Annotated in this window: 8 protein-coding genes; 5 read left to right on the top strand and 3 right to left on the bottom strand. The window is 68.6% G+C overall.

Annotated elements, in window-relative coordinates:
* The first annotated feature begins 36 nt into the window (after positions 1-36).
* Entirely contained in the window at positions 37-1,458 is a 1,422-nt protein-coding gene (locus KEC55_RS11325) for an amino acid permease (protein WP_282505549.1), read from the top strand.
* Positions 1,459-1,479: 21 nt separating this feature from the next.
* Here the strand turns inward: KEC55_RS11325 and KEC55_RS11320 are convergent, their stop codons facing one another.
* Positions 1,480-2,382 carry a LysR family transcriptional regulator gene (locus tag KEC55_RS11320; protein ID WP_282505548.1) on the bottom strand — a complete coding sequence of 301 codons (903 nt, stop codon included), beginning with the start codon at positions 2,380-2,382 and terminating at the stop codon, positions 1,480-1,482.
* 173 nt (positions 2,383-2,555) lie between these two features.
* Here KEC55_RS11320 and KEC55_RS11315 point away from each other — a divergent pair, with 173 nt between their 5' ends.
* The 3 genes from KEC55_RS11315 to KEC55_RS11305 all read left to right on the top strand — a co-directional run bounded on the left by KEC55_RS11315 (position 2,556) and on the right by KEC55_RS11305 (position 7,268).
* Positions 2,556-4,307 (top strand): acyl-CoA dehydrogenase family protein, encoded by a 1,752-nt coding sequence (locus KEC55_RS11315; RefSeq protein ID WP_282505547.1) that lies wholly within the window; start codon positions 2,556-2,558, stop codon positions 4,305-4,307.
* Positions 4,304-5,668: a CaiB/BaiF CoA transferase family protein gene (locus KEC55_RS11310; protein ID WP_282505546.1), complete on the top strand. Its 1,365-nt coding sequence runs from the start codon at positions 4,304-4,306 to the stop codon at positions 5,666-5,668. Before KEC55_RS11315 ends, KEC55_RS11310 begins: the two co-directional genes overlap by 4 nt.
* 181 nt (positions 5,669-5,849) lie before the next feature.
* Complete coding sequence (locus KEC55_RS11305; RefSeq protein WP_282505545.1) at positions 5,850-7,268, top strand: MFS transporter; 1,419 nt, start codon at positions 5,850-5,852, stop codon at positions 7,266-7,268.
* 139 nt (positions 7,269-7,407) lie between these two features.
* Here KEC55_RS11305 and KEC55_RS11300 read toward each other — a convergent pair whose 3' ends face one another.
* Entirely contained in the window at positions 7,408-7,683 is a 276-nt protein-coding gene (locus KEC55_RS11300; RefSeq protein ID WP_006478357.1) for an oxidative damage protection protein, read from the bottom strand.
* A 50-nt stretch (positions 7,684-7,733) separates the two neighbouring features.
* Positions 7,734-9,113, bottom strand: coding sequence for an amino-acid N-acetyltransferase (gene argA / locus KEC55_RS11295; RefSeq protein WP_282505544.1), 1,380 nt, complete (start codon positions 9,111-9,113; stop codon positions 7,734-7,736).
* A gap of 23 nt (positions 9,114-9,136) precedes the next feature.
* Between argA and hrpA the strand changes: the two genes are divergently transcribed.
* On the top strand, positions 9,137-13,354 hold the full coding sequence (gene hrpA / locus KEC55_RS11290) for an ATP-dependent RNA helicase HrpA (protein ID WP_282505543.1): 4,218 nt from the start codon (positions 9,137-9,139) through the stop codon (positions 13,352-13,354).
* The last annotated feature ends 45 nt before the right edge of the window (positions 13,355-13,399 follow it).

Raw genomic sequence — 13,399 nt, 5'->3', positions numbered from 1 at the left:
TCCGACCGGACAATCGCTTTCGAACGAGGTCATTCGATGCAACCAGAAGGGCAATTCCAGCATATCGCGGCGCGCGAGCAAGGCCTGCGCCGCACGCTTACCGCGCGGCAGATGGCGATGATCGCGATCGGCGGCGCCATCGGCACCGGCCTCTTTCTCGGCAGCGGCTTCGCGATCGGCTTCGCGGGCCCGAGCGTGCTCGTCAGCTACGCGATTGGCGCGTTCATCTCGCTGCTGCTGATGGGCTGTCTCGCCGAGATGACGGTCGCGCACCCGACATCCGGTTCGTTCGGTGCGTACGCCGAACATTACGTGAGCCCGTGGGCCGGGTTCCTTGTGCGCTACGCGTACTGGGCGTGCATCGTGCTCGCGGTCGGCACCGAGGTCACCGCGATCGCGCTGTACATGAAGTACTGGTTGCCGGGCGTGCCGGGCTGGCTGTGGATCGTCGGGTTCTCCGCGCTGCTGGTGTTCGTCAACGCGCGTAGCGTCGATGTGTTCGGCGCGGTCGAGTACGGCTTCTCGGTCGTGAAGATCGCGGCGATCGTCGGCTTCATCGTGCTCGGCGCCTATGTCGTGTTCGGCAATCCGGGGCTGGTCGGCGACGGCTCGGCACGCGCGGGATTCCACCATTACACGGATCACGGCGGCTTTTTTCCGAAGGGGGCGTGGGGCACCTGGGTCGCGGTGATCGTGTCGATCTTCAGCTACCTGAGCATCGAGATGATCGCGGTCGCGGCCGGTGAAGCCGAGGATCCCGAGCGCGCGGTCACGCGTGCGTTCCGCTCGACGATCGTGCGGCTCGTGCTGTTCTACCTCGTCACGCTCGCGCTGATGCTCGCGATCGTGCCGTGGACGGCGGCGGGGCGCGACGAAAGCCCGTTCGTGAAGGTGATGGAGGCAATCCACCTGCCGGGCGCGGCCGGACTGATCAACTTCGTCGTGCTGATCGCCGCGCTGTCCGCAATGAACAGCCAGCTCTACATCACGACGCGGATGATGTTCAGCCTGTCGCGTGCGGGGCATGCGCCGAAGGCGCTCGGGGAAGTGAACGCGCGCGGTGTACCGTTCGGCGCACTGATGCTGTCGACGCTCGGCATCGCGCTTGCGACCGTGCTGAGCGTGTTGTATCCGGACGCGTCGTTCACGATCATGATGGCCGTGTCGATGTTCGGCGCGCTGTTCACGTGGATGATGATCTTCGTCACGCACTACTGCTTCCGGCGGCGTCGCGCGGCGCTCGGCCTGCCGGCGCCCGCGTTCCGGATGCGCGGTTTTCCGCTGCTCACGCTGCTCGGCGCGGGCCTGATGCTCGCGGTGATGGTGACGACCTACTTCACGGCGGAATTCCACATGACGCTGATCTTCGGTATTCCGTTCCTGGTTGCGCTGTCGGTCGTGTACGCGGTGTGGTATCGACGCGCGCAGCCGGTGCTGCAGCCCGGCGCGAAGTCGTGACGTAGCGGCGGGCGAGCGCGTTCAGCCAGCGAGCGCGGGCAGCCCGTCGATCGATGCGCGCACGTAGTCGGCGAAGCGCAGCGCAACCGGCTCGGCGGTGCCGCTGCGCTTTAACGCGAGCGTGCGCGATTCGAGCGACGCATCCTTCAGCGGCCGGAACGCGAGCCGGTCGCTCTTCGCCTGCTGCAGCACGCGCGGCACCAGCGCGACACCCATCCCGAACTCGATCATCGACAGGATCGTCTGCCACAGGCGCGCTTCGTGGCGGATCAGCGGACTGAATCCCGCGTTCACGCATTGCGCGATGATCAGGTCGTGATAGTGCGGCGCCGCTTCGCGCGGAAACAGGATGAACGGTTCCGCCGCGAGCGCGGCGAGCGCGACCTGCTTGCGCCGGGCGAGCGGATGCGCGGCCGGCAGGCAGCACACGAACGGCTCAGCATAGACGGGTACCGATTCGACCTCGGGCGGGAAGTGGCCCCAGTGCGCGTAGCCGAGATCGATCTGGCCGCGCTGGATCGCCTGAACCTGCGCCTGCGTGTTCATCTCGCTCAGCACGACCTCGACGCCCGGGTAGTCGGCCTCGAAGCGCCGCACCGCATCGGGCAGCCCGCGATACAGCATCGAATGGACGAAGCCGATCCGCAGCCGCCCCGCGAGGCCCGACGCGGAGCGCACCGTCAGGCGCTCGGCTTCGGCCGCTTGCAGCAGCAACCGGCGCGCTTCGCCGAGCAGCACCTCGCCCGCGTTGGTCAGCGCGACGGTCTTGTTGGTGCGCGAGAACAACTGCACGCCGAGCGCGTCTTCGAACTTGCGGATGTCGAAACTCAGCGCCGGCTGCGAGATGAAGAGGCGCTTCGCTGCGCGCCCGAAATGCAGTTCCTCGGCGACCGCCACGAAATAGCGCAACTGCCTCAGTTCCATGGTGTCTCCTCCCGACGTCGGCATCGATAAGCGATATCTATCGTACCGGATAAATCCTGTATTGGACGCTTATCGATCGCGCGCCTACGCTCTGCGGAAGGCTTTGCGCGGGACTGGCCGGGCGCCGCGGCGGCGCCTCCAGCCGACGTGCAGGCAACCCAGGAGACGCACGCATGAACGACACCGCTCGCACGCCGGACGCCGGCGCATCCAACATCCCCGACAGCCGGGGCATCAATTTCTTCACCGCCGATCCCGACCTCGGCGCGTTGCTGAAGCTGCATCTCGGCGACGCGCACTATGCCGAACTCGAGCCGCGGCTGCGCACGCTCGGCGCACGCGTGTCCGGCGAGCTCGACGAATGGGCGTCGCGCGCGGACAAGCACCCGCCCGTGCTCGAGCACCGCAACCGGCGCGGCGAGGCCGTGCAGCGGATCGACAAGGATCCCGCGTACGTCGCGCTCGAACGCGTTGCCTATGCGGAGCTCGGGCTCGCGTCGCTGAGCCACGGGCCGGAATCCGTGCCGCCGCTCGTCAAGTACGCGCTGACGTTCCTGTTCGTCCAGGCGGAGTTCGGGCTGTGCTGCCCGGTCAGCATGACCGACTCGTTGACGCGTACGCTGCGCCGCTTCGGCGATCCGGCGCTTGTCGCGCGTTACCTGCCGATGCTCGCATCGCGCGACTTCGACACGCTGTACCAGGGCGCGATGTTCATGACCGAGCAGGCAGCCGGCTCCGACGTCGCCCGGATCGCGACGCGCGCAGCGCGCGAGACGAACGCACACGGCGAGACCGTCTGGCGCCTGACCGGCGACAAATGGTTCTGCTCGAATGCCGACGCCGATCTCGCGATGGTCCTCGCGCGGCCCGAGGGCGCGCCGGACGGCATCAAGGGCCTGGCGCTGTTCCTGCTGCCGAAGACGTTGCCGGACGGCACGCGCAACCGCTACCGGATCGTGCGCCTGAAGGACAAGCTCGGCAGCCGTTCGATGGCGAGCGGCGAGATCGCGCTCGAAGGTGCGCAGGCGTTCCTGATCGGCGAGGTCGGCCGCGGTTTTCACCAGATGGCCGACATGATCAACATGTCGCGGCTGTCGAACGGCGTGCGCGCGGCGGGGCTGATGCGGCGTGCGTTGAACGAGGCGCTGCACGTCGCCGCGCATCGCGAGGCGTTCGGCCGCAAGCTGATCGAGATGCCGCTGATGCAGCGCCAGCTGATGAAGATGCTGCTGCCGGCCGAGGCCGCGCGCGCGATGTTCATGCAGATTGCGCTGCTGCTGCCGCAGGCCGACGCGGGTGACGAGCAGGCCGCGCGCTGCGTGCGGATCCTGACGCCGCTGATCAAGTTTCGCGCGTGCCGCGACGCGCGCCGCGTGACGGGCGATGCGATGGAAGTGCGCGGGGGCACCGGCTACATCGAGGAATGGAGCGACGCGCGCATCGTGCGCGATGCGCATCTCGGCTCGATCTGGGAGGGCACGAGCAACATCGTCGCGCTGGACGTCGCGCGGGCCGCGCAGCGCGAGCACGCACTCGATGCGCTGCGCGCGTTCCTGGGCGACCGGCTCGGCGCGGCGCCGCTGCCCGATGCGAGCCGCGCGGCGCTGCGGCGCATTCTCGCGCGCGCCTGCGATGCGCTGGCGCGGGTCGCGGCGGAAGGCGACGACGCACGCGTGCGGCAGGCCGCGTCCGCGCTGTACTACGCGAGCGCGGCCGTGCTGATGGCCTGCGAGGGCGTGCGCCTTGCGCCGGACTTCCGGCGTCTCGCGCTCGCGCACCTGATCGTGCGCCACAAGCTGCTGCCGGTCGATCCGCTCGCGCCGGCGTCGCGCGACGACGAATCGGCCGCGTTCGATGCGTTGCTGCGCGGTACGCCGGTCGCGCTCGACACGGCGCTTGACCTGTTGCCGGAGGTCGAACGATGAGCGCGACGAATGCGACGAATGCGACGAATGCGACGAATGCGACGAATGCGACGAATGCGACGAATGCGACGAATGCGACGAATGCGACGAATGCGACGAATGCGACGAATGCGACGAATGCGACGAATGCGACGAACGCGACGAACGCGACGAACGCGACGAACGCGACCCAAGGCGCACTGGACGGCCTGAAAGTCGTCGACCTGAGCCGTGTGCTCGGTGGCCCGTATTGCACGCAAGCGCTCGCTGACCACGGTGCGGCGGTGGTCAAGATCGAACCGCCTGCCGGCGACGAAACACGCGGCTGGGGGCCGCCGTTCGTCGGCGATACCGCGTGGTATTTCATGGGCGTCAATCGCAACAAGGAAGGGCTCGCGCTCGACCTGTCGCGCGACGAAGGGCGCGCGATCCTGTGGCGCCTGCTCGAAGAGGCCGACGTGCTCGTCGAGAATTTCAAGCCCGGCACGCTCGCGCGCTGGGGGATGGACTATGCACGCGACCTGCAGCCGCGCTTCCCGCGGCTGATCCACTGCGCGGTGACGGGCTTCGGCGACGAAGGCCCGCTCGGCGGGCTGCCCGGCTACGACGCGGTGATCCAGGCGATGGCCGGGCTGATGAGCGTCAACGGCGAACGCGATGGCGATGCGACGCGCATCGGTCTGCCGATCGTCGACATGGTCACGGGGCTCAATGCGCTCGCCGGCATCCTGCTGGCGCTGGCCGAGCGCGAGAAGAGCGGGCGCGGACAGTCGATCGACATTGCGCTGTACGACTGCGGCGTGTCGCTGCTGCATCCGCACCTGCCGAACTTCTTCGGCTCCGGGCGCGTACCGGAGCGCAGCGGCAACGCGCATCCGAACATCGCGCCTTACGACAGCTACCGCACGGCGACCGTGCCGATTTTCCTCGCGGTCGGCAACGACCGGCAGTTCGCGCGGCTCGTCGCGCATCTCGGTGCGCCGGCGCTCGCCAGCGATCCGCGCTTCGTCGACAACCGCAGCCGCTGCGCGCACCGGCCCGAGCTGAAGGCCGAACTGGAAGCGCGGCTCGCCGCGCACGCGTGCGAGCCGCTCGCGCACGACCTGATGGCGGCCGGCGTGCCGTGCGGGCCGGTACGGACGGTGGCCGACGTCGCGCACGATCCGCATGCGCTGCACCGGAACCTGTTCGTCGAGATCGGCGCGTATCGCGGCACCGCGTCGCCGGTGAAGCTGTCGCGCACGCCGGCGACCTATCGTTCGCCGCCACCCGCGCTCGGCGGCGACACGCGTGCCGTGCTCGACCGGCTCGGCGTCGATCGCGCGCTTCAGCAGCAACTGCTCGAGGCCGGTGTTCTGAGGGCGGCGCCCGACCAGACGTGACCGGCCGACGAGGCCCGCAGGCGAGCATGACGGGCCGACGGACCGCAACGAAAAGCAACGAAAAGCAGCGCAACACAGGGCAACGCACCCTGGAGCAACCTCGCCGGCCGGCGGCGTAGAGCCGGCCACCCGGAAAAGGCGCGCGACAGTCGCGCCACCGATCACAGACATGGAGACATCAATGAGCCGTCCGCAATCCCCGTCCGCCGCTCAGCCGCAGCCGCGGCCTGGCCGCGCCGCCTTCGCGGCGTTCGTCGGCACCACGATCGAGTGGTACGACTTCTACATCTACGGCACGGCCGCGGCGCTCGTGTTCGGCAAGGTGTTCTTTGCGAGCACGATGGATCCCGGTGTCGCGACGCTGCTTGCATTCGTCACGTTCTGGGCCGGCTTCGCCGCGCGGCCGCTCGGCGGCATCGTGTTCGGGCATCTCGGCGATCGTGTCGGCCGCAAGACCGCGCTCGTGATCACGCTGGTGATGATGGGGCTGGCGACGACCGGCATCGGCCTGTTGCCCGGCTACGCGCAGATCGGCGTCTGGGCGCCGGCCGGCCTCGTCGTGCTGCGCGTGCTGCAAGGCATCGCGGTCGGCGGTGAGTGGGGCGGCGCGGTGCTGATCGCGAGCGAGAACGCGCCGAAGCATCGCAGCATCCTGTATGCGGCGTTCGCGCAGCAGGGTTCGCCCACCGGCAACCTGCTGGCCACGGCCGCGTTCTTCGCGCTGAGCGCGCTGCCGACACCGTCGTTCCTGATGTGGGGCTGGCGCATTCCGTTCCTGCTGTCGGCCGTGCTCGTGATCATCGGCATGGTGATCCGGCTGAAGCTCGAGGAGTCGGCCGACATGCAGCGCGTGCTCGCGCGCAAGCGCACGGTGAAGCTGCCGTTGCGCGACGTCGTGCGCGATCACTGGGTGGTCGTGCTGCTCGCGGCCGGCACACTGCCCGTGATCAACGTCACGTATTTCCGCAGCACGTTCGCGCTGTCGTGGGCGACGAAGGAACTCGGCTACGCGCAGGGCACGTTCCTCGGCATCCTGTCGATCTCGCTCGTCGTGCAGTTCCTGATGCAGCCGGTCGGCGCGTGGTTCGTGTCGAAGGTCGACATGCGCCGCGCGATGTGCTGGATCCTGATTCCGGAAATCGTGCTGATGCCCGTGATGTTCCATGCGCTTGCGACGCGTTCGTACTGGGTGGCCGTCGCGGGCATGTGCATCTCGACGATTCCGTCGGCGATGTTCTATGGCGCGGTCGGCGGCGTGCTCGCGCGGGTGTTCCCGGCGAACATCCGCTACACGGGCCTGTCGCTCGCATATCAGCTGAGCGCGCTCGTCGTCGGCGGCGGCACGCCGGTGCTCGCGCAGGCGATCCTCAACGCGACCGGCAGCATCGTCGGCGTCGCGGTCGCATCGGGGTTCTACGCGCTCGTGTCGCTCGCCTGCATGCTGGCGCTGCTGAATCGCACCGGGTATCGCGCGGACGAACTGTCGACGGCCGAACGCAGCGATGCGGCCGAGTGGGGCACCGAAGGCGGCAGCGCGGAATCCGCGGCTGACGGGAATGCGCAGCCGGGCGAGGGCGGTGCGCTGAAGCCGGCCGGCTGAGCGGCCCGCAAGGCTGCCGCGCGGGAGGCCGGAGCGCACCGGACGCGTATCGCCAAAAGAAAACGGCACCGTGCGAAACACGGTGCCGTCTTTCCTGGAGCGCGTGGCCGGCAGGCTGCCAGCCGCGCGCGCCGAGTCATCAGCCTTCCGTCGGCGGCACGTAGCCGGACGCCTGGTCCGCGCCGTCGCCGAAGAAGTACTTTTCCGTCTGCTTCATCAGGTACTGGCGCGCGCGCGGGTCGGCCATGTTCAGGCGGTTTTCGTTGATCAGCATCGTCTGCTGCTTGAGCCAGCCCTGCCACGCTTCCTTCGAGACGCTCTCGTAAATGCGCTTGCCGAGTTCGCCCGGCAGCGGCGGGAAATCGAGGCCTTCGGCTTCCTTGCCGAGCTTCGCGCATTGAATCATTCGAGCCATCGTGTACTTCTCCTGTAATCGAACTGGGGGGAGGGCAGTCGTGCCTGCGCTCAGAGCTGCTTCATCAGCACGAGCGACTTGCGCTGCCAGTTATAGAGTTTGCGGCGGTCTTCCGGCAGGTCGTCGACGCTGACCTTGACGAAGCCGCGCTTGAGGAACCAGTGCTCGGTGCGCGTCGTGAGCACGAAGATGTGCGTGAGGCCGCGCGCGCGGGCGCGCTGCTCGATGCGCTTGAGCAGGCGTTCGCCGTCGCCCGAACCTTGCGCTTCCGGCGCGACCGTCAGGCACGCCATCTCGCCGATCTTCTCCTGCTGGTACGGGTACAGCGCCGCGCAGCCGAACAGCACGCCATCGTGCTCGATCACCGAGAAGTGGTCGATGTCGCGTTCGATCTGGTGGCGGCCGCGTCGCACCAGCGTGCCGTCCGATTCGAGCGGCTCGATCAGCGACAGGATGCCGCCGACGTCGTCCGGCGTCGCCTCGCGCAGGCTTTCGAGGTTCTCGTACGAGATCATCGTGCCGACGCCGTCGTGCAGGAACAGTTCGAGCAGCATGCTGCCGTCGAGCGACTGCGGGATCAGGTGGGCACGGGTCACGCCGCCGCGGCACGCGCGGATCGAGTGCTTCAGGAAGAACGCGTCGTCGCCCTGGACGTTGCCGGAATCGAGCAGCTCGGCGGCCGCGTCGAGCGACATTTCGCGCACCAGCTCGCCTTCGTCGTCGACGATGCCGGGCGCTTCGGTCAGGAAGATGATCTTGTCGGCGCGCAGCGCGATCGCGGCCGCCGACGCAACGTCTTCCATCGACAGGTTGAACGCTTCACCGGTCGGCGAGAAACCGAGCGGCGACAGCAGCACGAGCTTGCGGCTCGCGAGCGAATGACGGATCGATTCGGCGTCGATCTTGCGCACGATGCCCGTGTGCGCGAAATCGACCCCGTCGAGAATCCCCACCGGCCGGGCGGTCACGAAGTTGCCCGACACGACGCTGATGTGCGCGTGCGCCATCGGCGAGTTCGGCAAACCCTGGCTGATCGCGGCCTCGATGTCGAGACGCACTTCGCCGGCCGCTTCCTTCGCGGATTCGAGCGCGCGCGCATCGGTGATGCGCAGGCCGTGCGAAAACTCGGATTCGACACCATGCAGGCTCAGCTGCTCTTCGACCTGCGGGCGCGAGCCGTGCACCAGCACGATCTGGATGCCCATCGCCTGCAGCAGCGCGATGTCGGACACGAGCGCGTTCAACAGCCCCTGCTGTACCACCTCGCCGCCAAACCCCACGACGAACGTGCTGTTGCGGAACTTGTGGATATAGGGCGCGACGGAGCGCATCCAGTCGACGAACTGCGCGTGACTGGCGGGCGAATCGTCGGCGGCCGGCGGCGTCGCGGCGCCGGTCTGGGCGGGAGGGAGGTCGGTTTGGGAATTCATGGGCGGGATTATAATGCGCCCCCATGTCGAATGTTTCTAAAAGTCCCGCGCCGACGCGGGCCAATACGCCGTCGGCCCGGCACCCGGATGGTGCGGCCGATGCACGCGGGCAGCAGGGCCAGCCGCCGCGCCAGCAGCAGGACCAGCCGGCGGGCACGCCGGCACACGCGCCGCGCGCGCCGCGCGGTGACGAACGGCGCGGCGATGCGCGCCAGCCGGCCGCGAAGGGCGCACCGCAGGCAACGGGCGAGCGCCCACCGCGCCGCGAGCGTCCGCCGCGCGCTGTCGTCGCGCCGAATCCCGTCCCGCCGATCACGTACCCCGAAAGCCTGCCCGTGTCGGGCAGGCGCGACGAAATCGCGCGCGCGATCGCCGGTCATCAGGTTGTCATCGTCTGCGGCGAAACGGGCTCGGGCAAGACCACGCAGTTGCCGAAGATCTGTCTCGACCTCGGTCGCGGCCTCGGCGCCGGCGGCACGGGCCTGATCGGCCATACGCAGCCGCGCCGGCTCGCCGCATCGTCGACCGGCCGCCGGATCGCCGAGGAGCTCGGCACGCCGTTCGGCGAGGTGGTCGGCTACAAGGTGCGCTTTACCGACAATCTCGCGCCGGGCGCGTCCGTGAAGCTGATGACGGACGGCATCCTGCTCGCCGAGACGCAGACCGACCCGCTGCTGAAGGCGTACGACACGCTGATCATCGACGAGGCGCACGAACGCAGCCTGAACATCGACTTCCTGCTCGGCTACCTGAAGGAAATCCTGCCGCGGCGGCCGGACCTGAAGCTGATCGTCACGTCCGCGACGATCGACGCCGATCGCTTCGCGCGCCATTTCGGCACCGACGAGCGCCCAGCGCCCGTGATCGAGGTGAGCGGGCGGTTGTATCCGGTCGAGATGCGCTACCGCCCGGTGGCCGAGGATCGACCGGCCGTGAAGAATGCCGAAGGCACGGGCGGCCGCGACCGCGTGAAGACCGCGCGCGAAGCCGAGCGCGACCTGATGGACGCGATCGTCGACGCGGTCGACGAGCTGTGCCGCGAAGGCCCCGGCGACGTGCTGGTGTTCCTGCCCGGCGAGCGCGAGATTCGCGAGGCGGCCGAGGCGCTGCGCAAGCACCATCCGCCACACACCGAGATCCTGCCGCTGTTCGCGCGGCTCTCGGCGGCCGACCAGGACAAGGTGTTCAAGGCGTCGAATGCGCGCCGGATCGTGCTCGCGACCAACGTGGCCGAAACGTCGCTGACGGTGCCGGGCATCCGTTACGTGGTCGACACGGGCCTCGCGCGCGTGAAGCGCTATTCGTACCGGAACAAGGTCGAGCAGTTGCAGGTCGAGTCGATCTCGCAGGCGGCCGCGAACCAGCGCGCGGGCCGTTGCGGCCGCGTGGCCGACGGCGTTTGCATTCGCTTGTACGAGGAAAGCGACTACCAGGCGCGTGCGCGCTTCACCGATCCGGAAATCCTGCGCTCGTCGCTCGCGTCGGTGATCCTGCGGATGAAGTCGCTGCACCTGACGGCGATCGAGTCGTTCCCGTTCCTCGAGCCGCCGCCCGGCCGTGCGATTGCGGACGGCTATCAACTGCTCAATGAACTCGGTGCGGTCGACGACGACAACGCGCTGACGCCGCTCGGCCGCGAACTCGCGCGGCTGCCGCTCGACCCGCGCGTGGGCCGGATGATTCTCGCCGCGCGCGACCAGCAGTCGCTGCGCGAGGTGCTGATCATCGCGAGCGCGTTGTCCGTGCAGGACCCGCGCGACCGGCCGATCGAGGCGCAGGAGCAGGCCGACCAGGCGCACCGCCGGTTTGCCGACGAGCGTTCCGAATTCCTGCAGTGGCTGAAGATCTGGGCGTGGTTCGAAGAGGCCGTCGCGCACAAGAAGTCGAATCGCCAGCTCATCGACGCGTGCCGGCAGAACTTCCTGTCGCACCTGCGGCTGCGCGAGTGGCGCGACGTCCATTCGCAGCTGCTGACCGTCGTGCGCGAGCACGGCTGGCGGCTGAACGAAGTCGAGGCGACCTATGAACAGGTCCATCTGGCCCTGTTGACGGGCCTGCTCGGCAACCTCGGCCTGAAAGCCGACGACGATCCGCACTATCTCGGCGCGCGCGGGATCAAGTTCTACCTGTGGCCGGGCTCCGTGCTCGCGAAGAAGGCCGGCCGCTGGGTGATGGCGGCCGAGCTCGTCGAGACGAGCCGGCTGTATGCGCGCTGCCTCGCGAAGATCGAGCCCGAATGGGTCGAGAAGATCGGCGCGCACCTGTTGAAGAAATCACTGTCGGAGCCGCACTGGGAAAAGCGACCGGCGCAGGTCAGCGCGTACGAACGCGCGACGCTGTACGGGCTGCCGATCTACCACCGCCGGCGCGTCGCGTTCGGCAAGCAGGATCCCGCACGCGCACGCGAGCTGTTCATCCGTGGCGCGCTGGTCGAAGGCGAATTCGACACGAAACTGCCGTTCTTCGCGCACAACCGCAAGCTGCTCGCCGACATCGAGCAGCTCGAGCACAAGTCGCGCCGCCAGGACGTGCTGGTCGACGACGAGCTGATCTACGCGTACTACGACCAGGCGATCCCGGAAGGGATCCACACGGGCGTCGCGTTCGAGCGCTGGTATCGCGACGAGGTGAAGAAGGGCGGCCAGTCGGAGGACAAGCAACGGCTGCTGTACCTGTCGCGCGACGACCTGATGCGCCACGAGGCGGCCGGCGTGACGACCGAGCTGTTCCCGAAGCGCGCGACGATGGCCGGCGTCGAGATGGCGCTCACGTACCACTTCGAGCCCGGCACGCCGCGCGACGGCGTGACGCTCGCGGTGCCGCTGTACGCGCTGAACCAGGTCGACGCGCGCCGCTGCGAGTGGCTCGTGCCGGGGATGCTGAAGGAAAAGGTGCAACTGCTGCTGAAGTCGCTGCCGCAGAAGCTGCGCCGGCACTGCGTGCCGCTGCCCGAGTACGCGGCCGGTTTCGTCGAGCGGATGGGCCGCGAGCGCTTCGGCGCGGGCGGGCTCGTCGAGGCGCTGATCGCCGACGTGCGCGGCGAGACGCAAATCGCGATGAAGACGGCCGACTTCAAGCTCGAGACGCTGCCCGCGCACCTGTTCATGAACTTCAAGGTGATCGACGAGCACGGCCGCCAGCTCGCGATGGGGCGCAATCTCGCGCAGCTTCGCCAGGAGCTTGGCGCGCAGGCGCAGCAGCAGTTCCAGAAGATCGCGGCGGCGTCGACGATCGCGACGGGCGGCGATGCCGATGCAGGTCAGCCGATCGGCCAGACGCCGGCGGCAGCTGGTGCGGCCGGTGCCGCCGGTGCCGCCGGTCGCAGCGCGAAGGCCGGCAAGGGCGCGGCGCCGCAGACGGCCGCTCCGGCGGAAGCCGGCGCGACGGCGCTGTACGAGAACCTGACGACCTGGAATTTCGGCAAGCTGCCCGAGCTGCTGGAAATCCGCCGGCGCGGCCAGACGCTGTACGGCTACCCGGCGCTCGTTGACCGCGGCACGCATTGCGACGTCGAGGTGTTCGATTCGCCGGAGGAGGCCGCGCGCATCCACCGGGCCGGCCTGCGGCGGTTGTTCGCGTTGCAGCTGAAGGAGCCGATCAAGTTCCTCGAGAAGAACCTGCCGGGCCTGCGCGAGATGGCGATGCAGTACATGTCGCTCGGCACGCAGGACGAGCTGCGCGACCAGCTGATCGACACGGCGCTCGACCGCGCATGCCTGCAGGACCCGCTGCCCGACGACGACGTGAGCTTCCACGCACGCCGCGACGAGGGCCGGAGCCGCCTGAACCTGCTCGCGCAGGAAATCGCGCGGCTGGTCGGCCAGGTCCTGGCCGAATATGCGGGGCTCGTGAAGAAGCTTGCGCAGGCGAAGCCGTTCGCGCAGGCGCACGCGGACCTGCAGCAGCAGCTCGCCGCGCTGGTCGGCAAGCGCTTCGTAATCGACACGCCGTACACGCAACTGGCGCACTTCCCGCGCTACCTGAAGGGCATCGCGCTGCGGATCGACAAGCTGAAGGCCGATCCGGCGCGCGACGCGAAGCAGTCGGCCGACCTGCTGCCGCTTGCCCAGCAGTACCAGCGCGCGGTGTCGCAGCGCGGCGGCGTCGCCGACCCGCGGCTCGCGGAATTCCGCTGGCTGCTGGAGGAGCTGCGGATTTCGCTGTTCGCGCAGGAACTGCGCACGCCGATGCCTGTCTCTGTGAAGCGCCTGCACAAGGTCTGGGAGTCGATGCAGCGCTAGCGCAACATCGGCTTCCCGGGCCCATACCGGCGGCCGGCCCCGGCC

The sequence above is a fragment of the Burkholderia cepacia genome, assembly GCF_029962485.1.
Taxonomy (GTDB): domain Bacteria; phylum Pseudomonadota; class Gammaproteobacteria; order Burkholderiales; family Burkholderiaceae; genus Burkholderia.
This window is presented reverse-complemented; position numbering and strand designations above follow the sequence as displayed.